The 23,435-nt window shown below is 39.8% G+C and carries 19 protein-coding genes; 4 read left to right on the top strand and 15 right to left on the bottom strand.

Going from position 1 to position 23,435, the window contains the following annotated elements; genetic code table 11:
• Positions 1-8: 8 nt before the first annotated feature.
• Positions 9-710 (bottom strand): ABC transporter ATP-binding protein, encoded by a 702-nt coding sequence (locus MHB64_RS03650; RefSeq protein WP_094869991.1) that lies wholly within the window; start codon positions 708-710, stop codon positions 9-11.
• Positions 711-948: 238 nt separating this feature from the next.
• Here MHB64_RS03650 and MHB64_RS03645 point away from each other — a divergent pair, with 238 nt between their 5' ends.
• The 4 genes from MHB64_RS03645 to MHB64_RS03630 all read left to right on the top strand — a co-directional run bounded on the left by MHB64_RS03645 (position 949) and on the right by MHB64_RS03630 (position 5,132).
• The gene (locus MHB64_RS03645) at positions 949-2,760 is read left to right on the top strand and encodes an ABC transporter ATP-binding protein (RefSeq protein WP_341133743.1); all 1,812 of its coding nucleotides are present in this window, start codon (positions 949-951) and stop codon (positions 2,758-2,760) included.
• Positions 2,747-4,522, top strand: coding sequence for an ABC transporter ATP-binding protein (locus MHB64_RS03640; RefSeq protein ID WP_094876792.1), 1,776 nt, complete (start codon positions 2,747-2,749; stop codon positions 4,520-4,522). Before MHB64_RS03645 ends, MHB64_RS03640 begins: the two co-directional genes overlap by 14 nt.
• A 141-nt stretch (positions 4,523-4,663) precedes the next feature.
• Positions 4,664-4,786 (top strand): hypothetical protein, encoded by a 123-nt coding sequence (locus MHB64_RS03635; RefSeq protein WP_341133742.1) that lies wholly within the window; start codon positions 4,664-4,666, stop codon positions 4,784-4,786.
• 121 nt (positions 4,787-4,907) lie between these two features.
• Positions 4,908-5,132 carry a hypothetical protein gene (locus MHB64_RS03630; protein WP_256989798.1) on the top strand — a complete coding sequence of 75 codons (225 nt, stop codon included), beginning with the start codon at positions 4,908-4,910 and terminating at the stop codon, positions 5,130-5,132.
• A 151-nt stretch (positions 5,133-5,283) separates the two neighbouring features.
• Here the strand turns inward: MHB64_RS03630 and yaaA are convergent, their stop codons facing one another.
• From yaaA to MHB64_RS03560, 14 genes are all read right to left on the bottom strand, one after another.
• Positions 5,284-6,036 carry a peroxide stress protein YaaA gene (gene yaaA / locus MHB64_RS03625; RefSeq protein ID WP_341133741.1) on the bottom strand — a complete coding sequence of 251 codons (753 nt, stop codon included), beginning with the start codon at positions 6,034-6,036 and terminating at the stop codon, positions 5,284-5,286.
• A 103-nt stretch (positions 6,037-6,139) separates the two neighbouring features.
• Positions 6,140-6,406 carry a hypothetical protein gene (locus MHB64_RS03620; protein ID WP_341133740.1) on the bottom strand — a complete coding sequence of 89 codons (267 nt, stop codon included), beginning with the start codon at positions 6,404-6,406 and terminating at the stop codon, positions 6,140-6,142.
• 31 nt (positions 6,407-6,437) lie between these two features.
• On the bottom strand, positions 6,438-7,994 hold the full coding sequence (locus tag MHB64_RS03615; RefSeq protein ID WP_341133739.1) for a glycosyltransferase family 39 protein: 1,557 nt from the start codon (positions 7,992-7,994) through the stop codon (positions 6,438-6,440).
• Between the two features lie 191 nt (positions 7,995-8,185).
• Positions 8,186-9,058, bottom strand: a complete 873-nt coding sequence (locus tag MHB64_RS03610; protein WP_341133738.1) for an aminoglycoside phosphotransferase family protein — start codon at positions 9,056-9,058, stop codon at positions 8,186-8,188.
• Between the two features lie 45 nt (positions 9,059-9,103).
• A complete protein-coding gene (locus MHB64_RS03605) occupies positions 9,104-9,229 on the bottom strand; it encodes a hypothetical protein (RefSeq protein WP_256989796.1) in 126 nt (41 codons plus the stop codon).
• Positions 9,230-10,123: 894 nt separating this feature from the next.
• Positions 10,124-12,442: an ABC transporter permease gene (locus MHB64_RS03600; protein ID WP_341133737.1), complete on the bottom strand. Its 2,319-nt coding sequence runs from the start codon at positions 12,440-12,442 to the stop codon at positions 10,124-10,126.
• Entirely contained in the window at positions 12,432-13,097 is a 666-nt protein-coding gene (locus MHB64_RS03595) for an ABC transporter ATP-binding protein (RefSeq protein ID WP_094869983.1), read from the bottom strand. Before MHB64_RS03595 ends, MHB64_RS03600 begins: the two co-directional genes overlap by 11 nt.
• Positions 13,094-14,338 carry a hypothetical protein gene (locus MHB64_RS03590; protein WP_094869982.1) on the bottom strand — a complete coding sequence of 415 codons (1,245 nt, stop codon included), beginning with the start codon at positions 14,336-14,338 and terminating at the stop codon, positions 13,094-13,096. The genes MHB64_RS03595 and MHB64_RS03590 overlap by 4 nt, the downstream gene beginning before the upstream one ends.
• A gap of 5 nt (positions 14,339-14,343) precedes the next feature.
• Positions 14,344-15,729, bottom strand: coding sequence for a radical SAM/SPASM domain-containing protein (locus MHB64_RS03585; protein ID WP_341133736.1), 1,386 nt, complete (start codon positions 15,727-15,729; stop codon positions 14,344-14,346).
• 194 nt (positions 15,730-15,923) lie between these two features.
• Positions 15,924-16,544, bottom strand: coding sequence for an ATP-binding protein (locus MHB64_RS03580; RefSeq protein ID WP_339302271.1), 621 nt, complete (start codon positions 16,542-16,544; stop codon positions 15,924-15,926).
• A 653-nt stretch (positions 16,545-17,197) separates the two neighbouring features.
• A complete protein-coding gene (locus MHB64_RS03575) occupies positions 17,198-17,926 on the bottom strand; it encodes a LytR/AlgR family response regulator transcription factor (RefSeq protein ID WP_341133735.1) in 729 nt (242 codons plus the stop codon).
• Between the two features lie 191 nt (positions 17,927-18,117).
• Positions 18,118-19,728 (bottom strand): Na/Pi cotransporter family protein, encoded by a 1,611-nt coding sequence (locus MHB64_RS03570; protein ID WP_341133734.1) that lies wholly within the window; start codon positions 19,726-19,728, stop codon positions 18,118-18,120.
• Between the two features lie 244 nt (positions 19,729-19,972).
• Positions 19,973-22,135 (bottom strand): 1,3-beta-galactosyl-N-acetylhexosamine phosphorylase, encoded by a 2,163-nt coding sequence (gene gnpA / locus MHB64_RS03565; protein WP_341133733.1) that lies wholly within the window; start codon positions 22,133-22,135, stop codon positions 19,973-19,975.
• Between the two features lie 12 nt (positions 22,136-22,147).
• Positions 22,148-23,167 carry a glycoside hydrolase family 88/105 protein gene (locus MHB64_RS03560; RefSeq protein WP_341133732.1) on the bottom strand — a complete coding sequence of 340 codons (1,020 nt, stop codon included), beginning with the start codon at positions 23,165-23,167 and terminating at the stop codon, positions 22,148-22,150.
• Positions 23,168-23,435: the final 268 nt, after the last annotated feature.

The raw sequence follows: 23,435 nt of genomic DNA, 5'->3' as shown, positions 1-23,435 counted from the left end.
CCTTCTCCTTACCATTCGATATCTTCAACGGATATTGGCGAAGGATTGACTACCATCTTCCGTACCTTAGCATTATTAATCTCAATAACCCTGTCTGCCATTGGTGCAATCGCCAAATTATGCGTGATTACGATGACCGTAGTGCCTGTGTTACGGCAGGTATCCTGAAGCAGCTTAAGCACTTGCTTTCCAGTATTGTAGTCTAGCGCACCTGTTGGTTCATCGCAGAGGAGCAGCTTCGGCTGTTTAGCTAGCGCTCTGGCGATAGCGACACGTTGCTGCTCACCACCAGACAGCTGAGCCGGAAAATTATCCAGCCGTGCACCTAGTCCCACATCCTCAAGCACCTTACGCGCATCTAGTGCACGCGGGGAAATCTGAGAAGCAAGCTCAACATTCTCCAGTGTGGTGAGATTCGGCACTAAGTTATAGAACTGGAACACAAAACCCACGTCATTGCGGCGGTAGCCCGTCAACTCCTTGGCACTGAACTTGGCAATGTCCGTACCGTCCACAATGACCTGGCCTTCGTCAGCAGAATCCATCCCGCCAAGAATATTAAGCACCGTCGATTTGCCCGCACCGCTGGGGCCGACAATCACTGCAAACTCACCTTTATTTATCTCAAAATCAATTCCGTCGTTGGCAACGATCACACTTTCACCCATTTTGTAACGCTTGTACTCATTTTTGACAGCAACAAAGCTCATTTTCCATCCTCCTGTCTCTATCCAAACCAAGCCTAATCACTTTATATTGTTTCAGTTTATCATAATTAGAACGCCCAAGCCCGAATGGCAAACCCTCATTACGCAAGGTTAAATTCACATCATTAATAAGTTCATTTTTTTGTAACAATAATGTAACAAGGAAATTTTACCGTAAACGATACTTAGTCATTTGATAATGTTATAATCACTTTGTTTTATTCACTCTTTTCAGGCAAGAGTGAAAGAACAAGAACAATCAGAAACAGGTGATCAGATGTTCGAACTGAAATGGCTATGGCAGAACTTAGAGGGCAACCGGACACGGTACATTCTGGCACTCTGCCTCTCGGTAGTGGGCTCAAGTCTTACGATTGTAAACCCTTACATCAGTCAGCGCATTGTCGATACGTTTATAGCAGGTGACAATGCGCTGCAGAATCTTACACAAGAACGGCAATTATTGATTATGCTCTGCTTGGCTATGATTGGATTTTCTCTACTGCGCACAGGACTTGCTTATTTTACAACGATGCAGTACGAACAGTCCTCTCAAAACATGATGTACAACATCCGGATTTTTTTGTACAACAAGATTCAGGGACAGGACAGAGAATATTACGACCGTAACCGAACCGGCGATCTCATGACCAAGATGACCGGGGATCTGGACATGGTTCGGCACTCGATGGCATGGATTTTTAAAACGATCATTGAATCGCTAACGATCTTCATTGCTGCTGTTATCTATTTTTTCACCATAGATGCTCAGCTCACGCTGTGGATGCTAATCCTGTCGCCACCTATTTTTATCGTGGCTTACATATTCGCTAAACGCGTCCGTCCTATGTATATTGACCTGCGTGAGCGGTTGTCCCAGCTTAACACGACTACTCAGGAGAATATTTCAGGCAACCGTGTGGTTAAGGCTTTTGCCCGTGAAGAGTTCGAGGTTCAAAAATTTACGGAGAAGAATGTCAATTATTCTACAGCGAACAAAAAGGCCGCCCTTGTATGGCTGGATTACTTTCCTTTTCTGGAATCCTTCGCTCAGGGCTTCAACGTCATTCTAATGCTGGCAGGCGGTTTGTTCCTGATGAACGGCCGGATCACCTTCGGTGAATTTACAGCTTTCTCTTCGCTGATCTGGGCGATATCGAACCCTATGCGCAATATTGGTATTATTATCAACGACATTCAGCGCTTTTTTGCGAGCTTGTCCAAAATCATTGATATCTATTACGCAAAGCCTAATATCGTAAACGAGCATACGTCTACTAACAAACGCCGTTACGAAGGCCGTATTGAGTTCGATCATGTCCGCTTCAAATATGACAGCGCTATCGTACTTGACGATGTTAGCTTTACCGTTGAACCTGGTGAAACCATAGCAATCATGGGCTCGACCGGATCAGGCAAAACAACAATCATCAACCTGATACCTCGCTTCTATGACGTAGCCGAAGGACGTGTACTCGTCGACGGTGTTGATGTCCGAAAGCTGGAGCTCGATGAGCTGCGCGATAATATCGGTATGGCGACCCAAGATGTGCTCTTGTTCTCTGATACTATCGATGGAAACATCGCCTACGGTGATCCTGATCTTCCGGAAAAAGATGCGATAAGCTTTGCTGAGCTCGCAGCCGCACACGACTTCATTACCAAAATGCCTGAAGGTTATGATACCGTTGTCGGCGAAAGAGGCGTCGGCTTATCCGGAGGTCAAAAACAGCGTATCGCTTTAGCACGTGCTTTGGCAGTTCGCCGTCCGATCCTCATTCTGGATGATACGACCTCTGCTGTCGATCTTGAGACGGAGGAGCATATTCAGAAAAGTCTACGTGAGCTGGATTATCCTTGCACGAAGATTATTATCGCGCAGCGTGTATCTACGACCGCGCAGGCTGACCGTATTCTCATTCTGGATGACGGGAAGCTGGTTGAGGAAGGCACCCACGCCGAACTGCTAGCGAAACGGGGCTACTACTACGATGTGTTTAAACTGCAGAACGAGGGTATTGGAAGGCAGGTGACCGCAAGTGGCCAGGAATAAATTCGACGTCGATGAGAATCTGGAATCGCCGTTTAATATAAAACACTTCCGGCGTGCGATGATATACATCAAACGAAAGAAAACGCCAATGATTGTTGCATTTATACTCAGTGCACTTTCAGCGGCCATTTCACTATCAGCTCCGCTGATCATGCAGCATGTGATCGACGTGACCATTCCGGCAAAAGCGAAGCTTGCGCTGCTGGGCTGGGCTGGACTGATGCTGCTGACCATTGTAGTCAGCGTTTATCTGGCTACGATTCGTTCACGTATCATGACGAGTGTTGGACAGGATATTATTTTTGACATCCGTACAGATTTGTTTAAGCACCTGCAAGAGTTGCCATTCAAGTATTATGACGACCGTCCGCAGGGCAAGATTCTTATCCGGGTCGTAAACTACGTTAACGCCGTTTCGGATGTGTTATCCAATGGTATTATTAACTTTATTCTAGAAATCGTGAATTTGCTCTTTATCGCAGCCTTCATGTTCGCTGTTGACGTACGTCTATCATTTGTCATCCTTGCAGGACTGCCAGTCTTCTTTGGCATCATGATGCTGATCAAAACTCGGCAACGCCGGGCTTGGCAAGCAGTATCCAATAAAAGCTCCAACCTGAACGCCTATTTGCAAGAAAGTATCAGCGGTATTGGTGTGACGCAAATGTTCTCACGGGAACAACGTAACGAAGGAATCTTCACACGTCTCGCGGGTAATTTCCGTACAGAATGGATGAAGGCCCAACGTTACAACTTACTTATTCCGTTCTCCGTGGACAACTTGTCTACGATCGTGACATCATTGATTTTCCTTGTAGGCTTACTAACACTAAGCCCTCAAGATATGACCCTCGGTGTCATTCTGGCGATGAGCAGCTACGCTGCCCGCTTCTGGCAGCCGATTCTGAATCTTTCGAACCTGTACAATAACTTTATCAACGCCGTTGCCTATCTTGAGCGTATCTTCGAGACGCTGGATGAACCCGTTACCGTCAGTGATATTCCAGATGCGAAGACACTGCGACCTGTAGAGGGCCATGTCACTTTCGACGATGTGACCTTTGCCTATGATCCTGGACTCAATATTCTGGAGAATATCTCCTTTAAGATCAAAGCAGGAGAAAGCATCGCTCTAGTGGGACCAACAGGTGCAGGCAAAACTACGGTCGTCAATCTGATCTCGCGCTTCTATAATATTTCAAGCGGTAAGATTCTTATCGACGATCAGGATATCTCGCAGGTTACGCTGAAGTCCCTGCGCAGCCAAATGGGGATTATGCTACAGGACAGCTTCATCTTCTCCGGTACGATCCTGGACAATATTCGTTACGGTAAACTCGATGCCACCGAGGAAGAAGTCATCGCCGCAGCGAAAGCCGTTTGCGCCGACGAATTCATCCGTGAATTCGATCAAGGCTATCTGACAGAGGTTAACGAGCGTGGCTCCAAGCTATCTCAGGGGCAGCGGCAGCTCATTTCGTTCGCAAGAACGCTTTTGGCTGACCCTAGGATTCTCATACTGGATGAAGCCACTTCTTCCATCGATGCGAAGACTGAGCGTTTGCTTCAAAAAGGTCTGAATGAGCTCCTTAAAGGGCGTACCTCATTCATTATCGCGCATCGTCTGTCCACCGTAAAAAACTGCGACCGCATTATGTATGTGTCTAACAAAGGCATCGCAGAAAGCGGCTCACATGATGAGCTAATCGCACAAAAGGGACTTTATCACCGCCTTTATACGGCGCAGAAGATGGAAGCTTAATTGAATAAACACCAAAAAAGCTCAGGCTGAATTGCAGCCTGAGCTTTTTTGCATAGGTACAATGTATTTTGGTTTCACCGTTTAGAATTACAATAGGTTATAATTATATAAAGCAATAATAATTACAAGGGCGTGATAAAGATGCAATGGCAAGAGGTTCGGTCAATTTATCCTGATCAATATGTACTGCTCGAAATTTTGGATTCTCATACCAAAGAAAACATTCAGTTCATAAATAATGTTGCTCTAGTACGTGCCATTTAAGACCCCGATGAGGCTACCCGCCTATTATTAAACTACAAGAATAACAATATTGTTTATCATACCGGACAAGAGAATATCACCGTCGAACTTAGAAATCATCCTCTATATAAGAGTAGATAAGATGCAAATTGAGTTTATGCACGACTTAATTCAGACAGCGATGACGATTGACTACAAGGGACGTTCCTTAAAAATAGACAATTTAGTCATTGATACAGGTGCTGCTCACTCCCTACTGTCTTCTGACATCGTTTCTGAACTAGGCATTAGATTCGAAAATGGCGAATCGGAATTGATCATGAAGGAATTAATTACATCAACGGTCTTATCGGACTGGATATTCTAAAAAGCGGAAATATAATATTGATCTAAATCGGATGGAGATGTTCCCTGCAGAATCGCAGAGACAGCTAGATTAAAGAAGGATCAAAAAAATAAAGGCAATCCTGAGACTGGTTGTTCAACCACCTTCAGAATTACCCATAATACTACTTACTCTATTCATTCTTTTTTTGAATAAACACATACGTATTCTCATCCGACAGCTCCTCAGCAAAGCTGAAATCAAACCCGTCGAAGCCTTTGATATCCTCCACACAGGTGATTTGCCGCTCAGCCATGAAGCGTACCATTTCACCTCTGGCCATCTTGACCAGGGTCGCTCTCTCCACGATCTTACCGCCGATTTCCTGCCCGAATACACAGCTAATCATTCGAACGTTTCCGCCAACATACGGGGAGATGCACTTGCTGTATTCCTTGGAGGCCAGATTCAGAATGATGTCACTCTCCGAGAATAGCTGATCCGCCAGCTTTCTGTTCCAGAACTCGTAGATAGAGCTAAAACCAGGTCCGCTAAGCTTGGCCTGCATTTCCAGCCTGTACAGAACAACGCCGTCAAACGGCCGGACGATTCCATAGAACCCGGACAATATCCGTAAATGCTGCTGAAGATATTCCAGCTCCTCCATTTGAAGTACCCCAGGTGCCATGTATTGATACTGGATACCCTCATAGGAAAAGATAGCCGGTGTAAGATTCCGTGTTACATCCATATCCCGAATCCGCTCCACATTCAGTGTGGCGATGGCATCATTGCATTTCCATAGGGATTTTGCTTCTTCATAATTCAACTTTTGTAATAAGGCCAGAAGCGTCTGTGACTCGCTTATGAATTGCGGCATCTGCCGGCAATCCATGAAATCCGTGTCCCTCTTCATCTTCTTGGCAGGCGATATAATGATTCTCATGATGCTCCCATTTCTCTTTTCTTACCCCTGCGGGGAATTTATATATAATCTTATCCTATCATACTTAATCTTCGTAGACTTGAGGCAAGTTCATGAAATTTATTCACTGTCGCCCGCTTCGTCCGCTAACTCCTCCATCACCGCTACCGTCATCCTTACCCTGGCTACCGTTTCCTCTCGTTCCGCCATTCATGCCCGGAAAGCTACCTCCATTTTTGTCCCGACCACCATTAAAACCCTGTCCCCCGTTCGCCCTTGACCCGGAGTCGGTACTTGATATCTTCTGCGCGGTAATGGCCTCACAGGAGACGAGTACTATGGAACAACTAAGCACTGATATGAGCAAAGCGAGAACTCGCTTGATTCGCATCTTTGAACCCCCTCTTTCCGAGCGAAAATAGTTAACGAAGAACATATCTTTTCACCATATAATCGTATACATCTTTAAAGCCCATGTAGGACAACACGATCAGCAACGGGTACACGGGGTAAATATATCGGGACTTAATCTCCCACAATAAATAGAATCCGATAAAGCCCAGCACCACAAGAATCAAAGGGGTCTCTTCAAATCTTTTAACTCTTATTCCACCGATTAAGCGAACGAATATACACACATACATCAGAAAATTCAGAACATACAGCAACCACAACATTCCGCTTCTATAATTGGAGTCCGCCTTAAACAAATCCGTAGCAGCATTAGTGTAGCTATAACGGTCCATGACAAAACCCATTCTTCCACCGTTGCTGGATGATCCGTCATTCCCAAGCCCATATCGTTCCATCTGGTATGTTCCTTCTGTCCAGGTCCAAACGAGCTTTTTATAATACATTTCCACTAAGTCACTTAAGCTTGCTTCGGAGAGCTTATTGCTGATCTCCTCTTTAAATAACTCCGTACTTTCTGCCTTATTATAATTTGCATCTTGCTGATAGATTGCGTAGCTCTCTCGATTGTCCCAGAACCCAAACGTCTCCAAATTGATCCCCATATTCAGCCACATGTAGACTGGTGCGGAATTTTCGTTAATCGGTTCATCTACAACATTCATCCCCTGCAGCACAGCATTTTGCGTCCAGCTCGGAGTATTGAACAATAAAATCGTGATAAACAAAGCGCTTAGAGCTTTTTTCACCCCGATCGCACGCATGTTGAACAAAAGACTGACCACCACAGCAATCAGAACAATAACACCGATGCTTCGGAAATAGTTGCCGACTGCCAGAAGGATGGCTGCGAAGAGGATATCCTTTATGGACTTTCTTTTTATAAATTTCACAGTAAAATATAAAGCACTTGTTAGAAAGGCTGTAGCAATCACATCGTTATAGATTAAATTACTCATAAACAAAGAAGGAATATAGGTAGCGGCAAACACGAGAATGCCATAATCATGATCCTCAGACTTACCCTTGAGCTCTTTATACAGCAGGTAAATCATTAACGAGGTTAAGAGTGTGAATAGAATATTGAATATTTTGATCACCAAGTAATTATCCGGAAATAACTGTAGCAACGTCTTTAAGTACACAACAATCGAGAAATTAAACGGGAACATATGCAGATAACCCGTCGTGTCAAAAGATGAATAATCATTCCTGTACAGCATATCGAGTGCCAGTGAAAGCACCGTCTGCGAATCATCCGTCGGCAAGCGAGGAAACAGAAAAATGATGACGATCTGAATGGCAAAAGAACACAGCAATATGGATGGAATGACGATTTTCCAACTGTACGGATTAAGCTTCAGGCATATTTTATACAAAATAACGCTTAACGCCAGCACCACCACAATCCCTAGAATAAAAAGACCCAGCTGTTGCTTCTCCAAAACTGGCGTGTCCCCATATACGAAATAATTATATTTCGCCCGGATAAAAAAGGAGGAAGCGATAAATAGTCCTATGAAGCATGCAAGTATGACATACAATGCTTTTTGAATTGCCCTTACCATGGAAAGCCTCCTTTACACAGTTGAAGTCCTATACAAGTACATCCCCCGATTCATAAAAAGCATTATAAACACCCAAACTGAATATTGAATGAAAATTGAGTGTGCCGGGATCCTGCAGTGAACAAACGTAAATAGACCGCCCTCCATGCAAAGGGTTGCGGTCTATAATGTAATTCTTTTTGAGATGAAGTTCATTTAAACCCTACGAATTCCAAATCCTTTAGGAATCGATTACTTCCTATTAAACTCTTTACCCTCTTCGTTACATTAGGTCCTTTAGGTGTACTACCTCGTCTATTCAGCAAGATCCATCTAAGACAAGCCCAGGCTTCGAAGACCTCAAGCTCTTCCTGCTCCATAAAATTCTCCAATAGATAAGCAGAACGGAACATATCAGCGTAACGCTCGGAGATATGGATTTTCAGCAGAATAAGTGACCACGCAAAATCATATCTAGGATCTCCTAACTGGCCGTTCGTCCAATCAATGACGGTAAATCGCCCCTTATCTTCTACTATATTTCCTAAATGAAAATCTCCATGAATGATACGGTCCTGTTTCATTGGCGTTTGCTCCACTAGAGAAATCAGTGCTTGTTTAAGATCTGCGTGCTCGATCACTTCGGGAAAAAAGTAATCGACGAAGTCGTACTTAGGTAGTTGTATATGTTCAAGCTCAGCAATATCTATTTGATGAATTCTGGCTAAAATGCTCGCAAGCTCCTTCAGTGTCTTATTATTCACTTTATGAATTGGCGTTCCGTCAAAGCTTGTTAACAACACCTTATCCCCGTTCGGGTTGATCCCCCAGCCCACTGGTTTAGAGACGGCTCCCCCTCGTTCGGACAGGACATCCAATAAACGATATTGAAACTGAACATCTGGTTTGGAGCTTTTACTCCACGTTTTTAAGACATAGCTCTCCTCATCAGAACTGATCTTTAGAACCTCTGCTTCAAAGCCCTCATCCATCAGATGTATGGTTAAGTTGGCTTCTTGAATAAGTAAGTCTTCCATGATTTCTTTGTGTTCTATCCAGTTTACGTTAGTTATAGGGGTTCTCAAGAGTGGTTCTTCCTTTCGGGTAATTGTATATAGCTACGATCTCAATCAAGTTCCCTTCTGGGTCAGCCACAACAGCTTCACGCAGCCCATAGGAATTTTCATGATGTCCCGATAGAATGTGGCCATCTTTCCCATGTCTTTTACAATCAAAGTGATCGCGCCAATTTCCATGAAATCCGCCTACTCTTCTAAATTATTCCTTTTATGATCGTAGATATAGTAGCATAGACGGTAAAATATTGAAATGAAATGTGCAATAATAAAAAGCCCTGTAGAAGTTCTACAGAGCACTTGTTGGCTTGAATCTAACTTCTCTACCTATGTCACTGAATAAAATGCTAATCCGATACTTGAAAAGATAAGCAACAATATGGTAATAAAAACCGCAGATCCTATATACTTATTCTTTCTAGACTTACCCGTAATTGATATTCCTCTTTTTCCAATAAGAGAATATAAAATGAATCCCAATATGGGAGTGGTCGCAATCATTAAGAACACCCAAATCCAAGGATTTATTCCTCGATACAAACAATCGTTGTAGAGCCATAGGCATGATAGCGTTATAGTCAATAAAGCAAATACAACAACTAATACAACTAATGGAATCATAGCTTTCTCCCTCCTTACTTATCACCAAAACAAATAATTAAGCAGGTTCAAGTTTACTCCCCTTGCTCCTGCTTAAAAGTACTAACATACTGCTTTCATCATATTTCTAACTGGTTAACTACTTTGAACGAATATCACAACTATTGTTACCAAGAAAACCTAACCAGTTAGAAATATTTAGTTTAAATTAGAAGCAGAAACAGAAGCACAGTGAGAAACAAATGGAGAAGCAGAAACAACCATACTCTTCTCTCGTTTCCAAATTTTCTACGGATTCATCAGTCCAAAGGGATTCTGTGGCATTTAAAGAATGCATTTACCTTCCACTCCTTTCATTTTGAATTAGCGGAAACAATTGATGGCATAAATGAATTCACATATAACAATAATATTTATTTAGTTACTGTATAAAAGTAACAATAGTTGTCGCATTTGTCATATGAATAATTAATCTCATTCTCTAATCACTTCTAAATCATTATATTTCCTACTGAAAAGAGATATATTTCCTACAAGTACAAACAAAACAGATATAAAAATGATAAATCCATACATACTTCCATCAATAATTACATTTCCTTTAGAAATAGCTGAAACAGCAACGGATATAACTACAGAAAATAGAACCAACGACATCGTAAGCGAACATATTATGCTAATTATGGCTTTGATCACAAATTGCTTCACAAGAATTTTCTTACCTATGCCTAAAGACCGGATGATTGCATACTCTTTTCTATTGAGATCATTCATTAAGCTAAGTAAATTAACGTTAAATATGACTGCTGCCACGATGAAAAGAAAACAAATATATTTAAAACTAGTTAAGAATGAATCCATTTTAGATAACAGGTAATCTCCTACTACATTCATGTTAGCAATATAGCTATCCTTCACTTCATTAAGGAATCCATCATCTACTGCTCTTACCAAATAAATTGTATCGCTATATTGATTTTCGGAAGCTTTCAACATCCAATTATTATTGATACCAGCAGAATCGTAGGTTCCTTTTACTCTATAATTCACAGTTTTCTCTTCGTTCGTAATTTCTAAGGTATTTCCAATATTGATTTTATAGGCGTCTGCATATGCTTTTGAAATGAGTATTTCTCTTGGATTTCCTTCAAAGACATCTTGCCCCTCGGTCATTTTAAACTTTGATGTATAATTCTTTTGGTCAATTTCATTGATACGAACCTGTTTGTTGGAGACCTTATCATTTTCTATCTTTGCATCCATATAGTGCATTATCGTGAATGCCTTTATATCACCGGAGTTGATCAACACCTTACTTAGAGCCTCTTCATCACTTGTCTTCATTAAATAGTTATAGGGTAAGGATTGTTGATACCCCATATCAACAGATTCCTTTAAGGTATTTGCTAACCCAAAGCCTATTAGAATAAACCAAAGCATCATGGTTAAATTTAAAATCCCTATTACAAAAACGAGCTTATTTTTTTTGATTTCTTTAAATGTATATAAGGTACTACGATGATATTTCCATACTGGAAGTCTTGTAATCAGCTCAATGAGCAGTAATATCCCTATAAAAATAGCGCATAACGTAATTAATAAAATAAAGTTACTCGCCATGGATGTACCACTACCCAATAAAACTGCATATACGGAAAAGACAACTGGGAGAGATAGCATAATCCCAAAATTTCTTAGCCTATTCCTGTTAGGGAGACCATGATCTCCTTTGACAATAAGAACAGGATCTAGATTGACCATATACTTTAGAGCAACATTTCTGTACAAAAGGAATACAAAAATATTAAAGACTACAAATTTAAGAATATTTATCATATAAGCGGCTGTGTAATTAACACTAATATTTTCCGCAGCTAAAATCATTTTTGCGAGTGGAATGCTGAAAATAACGGACAAAATTAATGGGGTAAAGATCAAAATATTGATCTCTAATTTCATTGCCTTAATAATGTCCTTCATCTTGATAGGAATTAGCATTAACGCAGCAATATCTTTCTGGCTTCTCACAATCAACATCGTAATCCCACTAATCAACACGGCGATTGCTAATAAGTACCCTACTGTACTAATCAAATTCAAAGCCATAATCTGTTTATCTAAGTCTGAGAATAATTCATTTCTTCTATCTTCAATTGTTTTGTATTTATAACCAGACTCCAGGGATTGCAGTTCTTGTTTCAATAACTCTCCGGATTTACCGGAAATAAATACTAATCCAGCGTCAGAATGATAGGAGGTTTCTAAATTTTTAGTCTTGATATAACCAGAAACCTGGGCATCATCCACAACATCAATAGGGAGATATTCTATTCTCGTGATCTTTAAAGCTTTATCTTGTTCCTTAATTCCTATTAGATGGATTGTATCTCCTACATTTAAATGCTGCTTGTTCGCCAATCCTTCAGAGATTACAACCTCATCCTCGGATAAATTTTCGTAACCGGATAGAAGATAGAGCATCATTTGGTTATTTTCATTTTTAAGATAGACAGGGGCTGAATGAACATAGGAGGTTTGAATTCCTTCCTGTTCATATGTGCTTATAGCTTTATCAAAGCTCTTAGAGGGAAAAGATTGTGTGACTACAAGATCAGCAGGGTTAGATTCTTGCATAGCCTGATTAATGTATTCCTGCTTACTCATTCTTATTTGAGGCAAAATAAGCGAAACGGTCATTGTAATTACGATTGAAAGGGCTATAAAAAACATTGACCATTTATTTTGGTTTAGGTTTTTAAGATTATAGAGTTTAAATAATTCTCTATATTTCATTTAACAACCCCTCATTCATTAAATATTGTCGTTTACCCAGACTTCCAATGGAATGATCATGAGTAACTATCACTAATGCGCTGTTATAAGAAGCACTTACTTCTAGAAGGAAGTCCATTATGCTCTTGCCGGTGGCAGCGTCTAAAGCTCCTGTTGGTTCATCACATAGAATCATCTTGGGATTATTAATTAAGGCCCTCGCAATGGCGACTCTTTGCATTTCCCCACCAGAAAGTGTCGGTGTCTTATGACTATGTTTGCTTGTTAATCCCACTCTTTCTAGCATTTCCATTGCACGACTCTTTTTCTTTGCATACGATAAATTTTCATGAATAGCAATAATCAAATTTTCTAAGGGTGACAAACAAGGGATTAGATTTGAGTTTTGAAATACAAGTCCAATATAATCTTGCCTGATCTGTTCGATCTCTTTTCTATTCTTGGTATCAATGGATCTTCCATCCACTAAGATCTGACCCTCTGTTACATCTGTTAACAATGAAATACAATTTAAAAAACTCGTTTTTCCACTTCCCGATTTCCCCATTATGGTGATGAAGTCACCTTGCTCAATGGTTAAATCAATTCCCTTTAGAACATGCTGCACATTTTTATCAGTGCTAAAATCTTTTTTAACATTTACACACTCAATCATTGTGCCTTCAAGCCTCCTTTAATTTTCAAAGTGAGGTAAAGTCTTTTTAAGAAGGATGCCAACAGGCTAACAACAAAAATCACCGGTATAAATAGAATAAATAGGTTATTTAGATCAACTAAAACATTAGATATATTTCCATGTATTATATTTTGCTGTAAGGATATAAATTTGTTGATTAACAAATCATGATTTTGAATTAAGCCCATGACAGAGTACAGAAGTGACAGAATAATCAAACATGTAGTAAGTACATATACACTACTGTAAATACCATACACATATACAGACTTACTGATTGAATAGTGTTCATCCATTTTTCTTGCTCTCTTTGCATTTATTAATTCTACAGTCATCTTTTTGATTGACTTAAACGCTTTGACCTGAATATTTTGAACATTTAGATAATCCGACAACAGCCAGTATCCATCCATTCTTAAGAATGGTATAAGGTTCATCGCCGACGTCATTAGAATAAGAACAATGCCGATAAGTAAAGAAATATTATGCGATATCATATAACACACGAATATTGGAATTGTAGTGAGTACTTGAAAGTACATCCCACTGACATCATTGATAATTCTTTTGTTTTTATCTAAACGCCAAGTATTTGTCATATCAATAAAGAACACAAAATAGGTTAAATAAATTCCGATACCTATTTTCCCAACGTTAACATCGTACTTATAAGCTGCTGTTGCATGCCCCAGCTCATGAATAAACATGGAGAGATACACTAAAAAAATAACAAGAATAGTGTTCAGGTTATTAAAAATATCCGTTGGATATTTTGAAAGATGCATCACCGAAAATACTCCACAAATACTTACAATGATCAGCAATGGGATAACAACCCAACGACTATAGAGTAGATATTTCAGTATTGAATATAGTCCACGGAACTTCGATGACTCAATGATCGGAAGATGTAACCAAAGGTAGCTTTTTTTTTTCTCACCAGATTTGTTAGAGGAATTTGTCATCATATTTTTAGGAACAAGAAATTTTTTAATAAAATAATCGAATTCCTTGTCTGTAATACTAATACCTTTTGCATTGAGATCATTAATAATCTCCTCATTACTGTTCGTTCCATCTAACTTATCAATGATTTCTTTTGCTCTAGGTGATACTTTGATATGGCTGGATTGATCAAACGATAATATATAAAAGCTATTACCGTCTACATCAAGCTCTTGTCTAGTTTCATATTGCTTTACTTGTAGCAGCCCCTCCATGCTCATCACACCTTTTGTAGAATTTGACGCTTTCTTGTATTCACAAAAGCTTTCATTGTAGCTTCAATATCACTGCATACAGGACAATCAATATCCTGGTTTATGTCTATGGCTGCTATAGGACAACCCCCACCACAAATCAGACCGTATTTGCATTCTTTGCATTGTGGAATTCGTAGTATAGTTCGATCTTTCCACATTCCCTCAAGATTTGGATCAAGCTTTACACTTTCCCCGTCATAGGATCCGATTTGATGATGCCCCTTACCGGCTAACATTAAGCAAGTAGAAATATTTCCATCGGGAGAGAATACTAAATTACCACCAGAAGTAGCCTCACAATAATTTAGCTTCCAAGGTTTCATTTGATTATTTGAATCAAAGAAAGATTGTAGGTAATTCACACATGGAGAAACAACCATTTTAATAATTGAATCTTCAGATCCTAATGTGGGTTCGATTTCTAGAACTCTGGAGTATAACTCACTTTCTTTCATAGAGTTGTTCGAACCGTCACAATATTCTAATACTGGTGCTACATAAGGGTATACATAGCCTGATTCCACCCATTTCTTTTCTTTGATAAACTGGACCAAATCGCTTAAAGAATCGATATTATCTTGATTTATATTTGTTCGTAAATGCGTTTTTATTTTCATTTCAATCAGTAAATCAATACTTGATTCGATGAGATCAAAGGTTCCTCTTCCACTCACTCCAATTCGTCTGACATCATGAATAGACTTTGAACCATCCAAGGTGATCTGAATGATGACATTATCATACATTTTCAAAAGCTTACTGTAGTATTTTATTGTTGTTCCATTCGTTACAATTCTCACTTCGATGTCCCTTGCTTTTGCAAAATCAAGTGTCTTTTGTACAATTGGCATGTTTTGAGGTAACAAGGGCTCTCCTCCAAACAAGGAAATCGATGTTTTTGGCGTGTCAATCTCTGTTTGTGCAGTAATGCAAGTATCAATATAATTAAGAATTATAGTTAGTTGTTCTTCAGTCATTACTTTTTTATTACTTAGATTCTCGTCCCCCTCAAAGCAATAGGTACATCTTAAATTGCACCCCATCGTGGGACAAATGGTAAAGCTGCGAACTAGATTTTTCTCAATATACTTTTGATGTATCTCAGCATACTTTCTTATGAATTCTTGTTCTTTCTCTTTTTGTTCAAACACGTAGCCCCTCTTAATTAAAGTTTGCATCAGCTCATCTTTATCATCAAAATTGGAATATCCCTTCTTCATTTCCTCAATCCGTTCATACGTATCTGAATCAATAATGTCAAATGCACTAGAGATTGTATTTATTAATAAGATACTCTCATCATCAAGTTGGAAATCCATTACTCTATCCGTGAAATACAATTTTTCCATCCTCCTATTTCACTTTTCATTTTTATTAGTGGGAACTATTCGTCACATTTCATTCCTTATGTTGAAATCATAAACCAATATTTTCTGTTTTTTTGTTGCTCGTTGTAATCGGCACAATACTCGTTGTAATCTGCATAACAAAAAGGCGATTTCCCATTCAATTGTTTTGAATGGGAAATCGCTGCCTTTTGTTCTTATGGAATTGGTAAAACTACGATTGAATTAAAATAGCCCTCATCGTACGAAAAGTCTGAGTATCCTTTTAACTTTTTGACTCGTTCATTGATACTGCTGATTCCAATGCCGTACCTATTTTTCCCTTTTTCAGAGATTAATCGCCCATAGGAGAAGTCCACATTCACATGATTCGATGAATTTACAATGATTATGAATAATTTACCTTCACTAAACTTTATTTTAATTTCAATTTCCTTTTTTATTTCTTCTGTTAATCTAAGTACGGCTTCAACAGCATTATCTAAAAGATTTCCTAAAATGGCTGCTAGATCAATGGTATGCTCTATAAATAAGTCATGAGGAACTTGGAGGTCTAAAGTGCATTCTATATTATACTTTTTGGTTTGTTCTAGCTTACTATTAAGAATGGCATCGATGGGTATACATCCGGTTAATAATCTATATGAGAATACATTGGTTTTCAATAACTCCTGTAGCTCCTCTTTTACCTCGTCTGTTTTTTTCCTCTCCAATCCATAGGCTATATTTAATAAAATATTTTTCAGATCATGTTTTAGCTTAGACATTTCCCTTTGATTCTCTAAGCTCTCTTCGTAATATTTATTTTGTGTCTCCATTATGGAGTACTTATGTATTAGAAAATTTTTCCCTTCTAAACTGTTGTAGATCAGCATGATGCATACATTAACAATTAACAAAAAAATACAGGGAACGAATTGATTAATATCTTTATATTGGAAAATCCAATATATACTCAATAAGGATAGACAGGGAACAATGCTTAATAACAAACATTCCTTATTACTTAATCCGATCTCATTATCAGATCTAAAATAGAGTAACAGCTTTGCTGACAACATCACAATTAACAACGATAAAAAGTTTGCACTAAAATATACGACAAGCATAATAAATAACTGGCCTTCAAATTTTTGATCATAATTATATGTAATAATTGACAGGGCTAAGTCTGCAAGCGTAGTTATCAGCGTAAAAAAGATAATGTGGTAAATCTTTCGAGCCATTGATCCGTAGAATGAGTACAATATACAGATGCTTAAAAGAACAACAAATAAAAGCAACCTGACCATAGCGTTTGTGTCATTAGACAATAATTTTATGATTCCCATAGAAAGAAAGGTTAAAGAATAGAATTTATACTTTGAGATTCTGAGGTTAAGAAATCCATTAAAATAAATTGAAATTGATGTGACCTGAACAAGCGTATAGAGAATAGCTAGAATTGCAATGCTAATAACCTCAATATGTCTCAAAAGCCAATCCTCCTTTTTATGAAATGGTTATAGGCATCTTTAACTATTTTCCTCTGCCCTCTACTAATTGCAAAACTTTCCTTATTGGTGAGAATAATATCAGTCCCTGAAACAATATGTATGTAATTTAAATTTATAATGGTGCCTTGATTTACTTTTATAAAGGATAATGGATCAAGCATTTCTTCAATATCTTTTATTGTGCCATAGAATGAAAATTCGTCATTAACGGTTACAACATGTATAATCCTACCTTTCTCAGAGGAAATGGATAGAATCGTGTCACTTTTAATTTGATAGTTAAGATTTTGAGTTTTGAAGAATAAGTACTGGTTATTCCTTCTGACCTCATCAATGGCGTGAAGTAATACTTTACTTATTTGTTCTTCTTGTATAGGTTTTAGTATGTATCGAAAAGGTGAAACTTCAAAGCTTTCCATAGTGTAATTGTCATAGCTGGTAACATAAATGATAATCATATTTTTGTCTATTTTTCTAATTTCCCTAGCGACCTCGATTCCATTTAGAATCCCCATTTCAATATCTAAGAATAATATTTGATACTCTTCGTTTCTAGCATTTAAGGCTTTCAATAATGATTTTCCGGATTCATAAATGTCAATATCTAACTCTATGTTTTGATACAAGACCAGACTATCCATAATGATCTTCTCTAATTTGGAGCTATGTAATGGCTCATCATCACAAATACAAATTCTTATCATTCCCCTAAACTCCCTCTATTGAAATAAAATAAAGAAATTGAAATTTCAATATATGCCTATAGTTATGTAAATATTACCTTATTAGTATTAATTCAACAAAGTAGGTCTGAAGTCCTTGCAAAATAAAAAAAACACCTCCTAGAATTTATCAGATAGGGATTATCCAATGTTTATTCTAAGGGTGTTGTTTATTACTCGTGCAAAACAAACTGCGCAATATTCTTACTATGATCACCAATTCGCTCCAGATTGGTTAGCAGGTCGAGGTAAATTGAGCCCGTTCCGACGGAGCATAAATTTTTATGCAGCCGCTGAATATGATTTTTACGATATTCGACCTCCAGCTCATCCAGCTTTAATTCAAATTGAAGTACTTCTTTGGCTGCTTCCTTGTCTTTATGCTCAAGTGCAACCAATGCTTTATTCACAGCATGATTAGCAACTTCCATCATTTCCTTGAGCTCAGCAGCCGCTTCGGCTGACAACTCCAGCTTGTTCGTCATTCTAAATTCGCCCAGCTCCACAATATTCTCAGCGTGGTCACCGATTCGTTCCAGATCACTTACGGTTTGGAACCAGCCTGTGGCATTCTCAGATTCTTTCGGAGAAAGACCCTTCTGGTGAATTTTCACGATATAATCGGTAATTTTACGGTTCAGCTCATTCACTAGCTCTTCCTTCTGAAGAGCCTGCTCTGCGGATTTGGTGTCCTTATTGAAAAAGAACCCTGTTGCATCCTGAAGTGATTCAGATGCATATTGGCCCATTCGGACAATCTCATGCTGAGCTTGACCAAGAGCCATAGCAGGCGTCGCGAGAAGACGTTCGTCGAGATAAATGGCTTTAAACTGAATCTCCTCCTTTGTGCCCGGAATGGCCTTAGTTACGATCCAAGCCAGTACTGGAATTAGGGGCAGGAAGATAAGTGTATTCGTAACATTGAAAAACCCATGAGCATAGGCAATCTGCATACGGATATTCACACCTTCTCCAACCCAGAGGACAATGTTATAAACGACTGGTAGTAGAATCGTAAAGATAATCGCCCCAACAATATTAAAAATAACGTGCACGAGAGCCGTCCTTTTAGCAGCCACCGACGCACCGATCGATGCAAGCACCGCCGTAATGGTGGTTCCAATATTGTCACCGAACAAAATCGGTAAAGCTCCACGTAGACTAATCATGCCCTCGTCAGCAATTGTCTGCAATATACCAATCGTTGCACTAGAACTCTGTACAATCATTGTAAATAACGTACCCACAAACAAACCTAAGACTGGTTGGTGAGACAGATCAATCATAAAATCTGTAAATGCCGGCAACTCCCGAAGTGGTTTAAGTCCCCCTCCCATCGTAGCTAAGCCGAGAAACAAAGTTCCAAATCCAAATATAATCTGTCCAATATACTGGTAACGCTTTTTGTTAATGAAGAACAAGAAGAAAGCACCGACCGCAATAATGGGAAGGGCATACTCTTCAATCTTAATTCCTACAATAAATGCAGTCATTGTTGTTCCGATATTGGCGCCCATGACCACACCAATGGCTTGCCGCAAAGTCATAAGCCCCGCGCTAACAAGTCCGATTGCCATAACAGTTGTCCCTGTTGACGATTGTATCAATACAGTTACGCTAATCCCGACAAGAACACCCAAAATCGGATTGGATGTATACTTCTCGAGCAAACCGCGCATTTTATCCCCTGCGGATTTTTGAAGCCCGTCCGACATGTATTTGATACCGAATAGAAAAATGCCAAGTCCACCAACAAACTTAAATATTAAATCCTGCCAATCCAATAGGTAAATCCTCCTCTAGTTGTTGTTTTAAACCCGTTTTATTTTAGCATATCATATAAAGATTATGAATTATCTAAATATAGACATAGGTTACGAATCTCAATGTTGACTACAACACATAGCATGATCTAATTTCAGGATGCCTAACCCAATTTATATATAGTGAGATCCTTTTCAAAAATATCGCAGCAAAAAAGCTCAAGCTTCGGCAGGTTAGCCACAAGCTTGAGCTTCTTCAGTATTACTAGTCGCCAATAGTTCTAATAAGCGTGTCAAACGGATCTAATTCCAGAGTTTGTTCTCCATACTCCGTATGAATCGTCGTTTTTTGAAGTTGATCGCTATTGTTAATGACTACGAGGATTTTACTTTCTGGATAATAAGCACATTCTGTATATAAGTTATCCGTAATGTATTTTGTCTCCGTGAACTCATTACCCGCAAAACGAATCAAATTCAGCAGCAATCTTGTATTCTCAAAGCTGAAGGTGAAAGAAGGCAGGTAGATCCCTTTTCCTTTACCGAAGTCATGCGTGGATAAGGTTATCCTCCCATCCGTTTCATTCACAACCGCTGCTGCTCCATCAGTAAGATAAATGTTATTTTTGGGTGTAATGTTAGCCCCATCAGGCACTAAACCAAGCTCATCTTTAACGTCATATGTCCATTTTCCATGGGCGACTCTGGAGCCTGTATCCTCATCCAGTCCAAGAACATGTGCCATTCTAAAAAAATGGTCATACCCTTCAAGCGCCGAAGGCTGATTCACGCCTATAAAAGCACCACCTTTATAGACCCACTCTGTTAGCAAATCCACGCACTTACTGTCATCCCAGCGTTCTCCACCACTCCATGCTGAACCTGCAGAGCCGGCATTGATCACTACATCACAATCTTTTAAAATTCCCTGCCGGATATCTTCAAAATCAATAAACTGAACTTCAAACGGCAATCCAGACAAAGCCTCGTTGATATGAATCAAATCATGCATATGCGTTTCATGGAAATGCCCGGACAAGGTCCATGATCTCAATTTGCCCCAAGCGTGCAGAATGGCTACCTTTGTCTTAAGGTGATACGGGTTACCTTTATGATGCAGCTCTTTAATGTCTCTGAATTCACCGGCAATCTTTTCGATGTAATCACAGAAATCCGGATAAGGCTCTACAAGATGCAAATATCCACCCAATCCAATTCGGTCTATCGGCTCTCTGAGCAGAGCACGCCGGATATTAATCCAATACTTTTTGGCATCTAGTGTAGGATTCCCTCCCTCCATAAAGGTAGGCAGGCCACCTAAACCAACCGGAAATAGGTAGGGATGCAGCCGAATCTCGTGGGTATCTACTTTTACACCTGAACACATTCTTGCCTCGAACCCTGAGAACACACATTTAATCATCCCGTCGAAGCCAAATTCTTCAAATCGATCATTGTAAGGCTCCATGCCAACCCAACTGTCATCATAGAAGACATACGCCAGCTTGTCGTGCTTATGCACGATATCAATTAATTTCTTACTAAATTCGATGACAAAATCATTGATAAATGCCATCCAGTCCAGCTTGCGCTGCTGCGCCGGGATATGACTGACACGATATTTCCCACCATTCACAAAATCCTCGGCCGTGAGCGAATACCCATGTTTTCGGGCAAACAGATCAAGTGCTCTTGCGCTTACCGTAAAATCATATGAACCCCAATCCGAGAACAAATGCCGATTGCGTTCATTGCTGCCCCAAATCCAGGCGAAATTATAAAATAGGGATGTAAACCGGACAACTGTTGTTTCCTGATGCTTATGACACCAATCTTCGATCCAATGGAGCAAATAGTTCTGCGTTTCAACATAGATGGGATCAATCTGCATCAGATGCTCTTTTTCCCAGTGATTCGTGGTGTGGTTGTACATGGAGATCTCTTCCCAAATCCGGTAGACCATGAAGCTAACCGTATACTTATGCCAAGGCGAAATACCAGTAACGACTACATTTCCTGATTCCCGTTCATAATTCCACTGTTCTTTCGGAACCTCTTCACCAGACGTTCGGTCAAAAACCTGCCAGTACTTAAACGCCTCTTTGGAGTCATTTACTCGGAATTGCTCAGCGAAAAAGTCCTCCATCAAATAGATGGATAAATAATCTTCGACCGCTACCTTCGGATTGGTAATTAAAAAGCTCTGCTGTAGCTTATCAGAGTTTTGAGTTGCCCATTCATTATGATCTCTGATGATACAGATTGTAGAATAAATGCCGTATCCTGCGTTGATAATCTCATCGGATAACTGTGTACCGTCACTGTCACGGATGACATCGGCACCCCACCGTTCAGCTAACGCTAAGGTCAGTGCCTCATAACCGGATTCGCCCGGTAGTGTAAAGGCCCCCGTTGTATTTGTGGACAACTTGGATCCCTCCTATTTAAGCATATCGGATAGAAAAGAAAGTGCTAAGCCTTGCCCCCAGCCTTGAATCCAGTCTTTTGGAATATTGCGATAACCTTCCCGGTCCTTCATAACCGCTGTTCCGCCGGATACTCCCAGTACACGTCCATCCTCGCTGATATTACTTAGAACACCCTTCAGGGCCTTTTGCACATATTTGGTATGCAGCGGATTGCCGTTATTGATCATTGCAGCCGCTATCCCGCAAGAGGCAGATACTTCTTCATAAGACTCTTCGTCATCAAGCACTGTCCGCCACAGGCCATTCTCCGTTTGCACAAGCTTGAGTGCGGCCAGTTGATCGCGAAGCGAGCACTCCACATCCATACATTGCGGATACAAATACCAGTCTTTCAAAAGCTTTTTGACTTGCGACATGGTATATGCGCCCCAAGCATTTGCTCTGCCCCAATATAGTCCGGACATATGATCCAGCTTCACATTATTGTAGCCATGGTACCAGAGGCCGCTGCTAGGGTCTTGCAGGTATTTGATATGCCAGTAATATTGATTCAAGGCATCTTGGATCATTTCCTGATCGTTTAATTTAGTTCCTACACGAAGCAGAAAAAATGCCGCCATAAACAAGGTATCTGCCCATGCCTGTTCTGGAAAATCATTCGAGACGGATACGGTATGCTGAAGAACATGATCTCCGAATCTGAGCGCATGGTTCTGAAGATAATCCACCTTACTCATTGCAATATCCCAATATTTCTGGTTGCCTGTTTCTTCATATAAGGTGATCAGCATATGACCCATGGCACAAGTGTTTACCGTCCAGTCCGGCAGGCCCAGCTCAATATATTCATCTGCCCACTGGACAAGCATATCCAAATACGCTTTATTTCCGGTAGTCTGATAAGCTCTGGTTACCCCATAATAAGCCACACCACATGGCCAGTCCCATGTTAAATCCATCGTCATTGTTTTTCTAACGACTTTGCCGATAACGCTTAGAATCTCTTCTCGGTCATACGTTAATTGAAGCATCTTCATTCTCCTCTCATTCGCACACGCCCCCAATGGCGCTTGAGCGCTGTCCGTCCTATTGTAAACGCTTTACTAATTCTATTGTAAGGAGTAAAATGGTCTGATTCTAAGCATATTCATAACTAAACTGCGCAAATTCAACCATTTATGGTACAAGGACAGGGTGAGTCGCAATTCCGGTGAATGTTTGGACTTCCGGCCGCTGTTGTCTGCAGATTTCTTGATTTATTCCGCTCTTTGCGGTGGAAATCTGCAGACAAAGGCGGAC

Source organism: Paenibacillus sp. FSL K6-2859, assembly GCF_038008265.1.
Lineage (GTDB): Bacteria > Bacillota > Bacilli > Paenibacillales > Paenibacillaceae > Paenibacillus_AQ > Paenibacillus_AQ nitricinens.
This window is presented reverse-complemented; position numbering and strand designations above follow the sequence as displayed.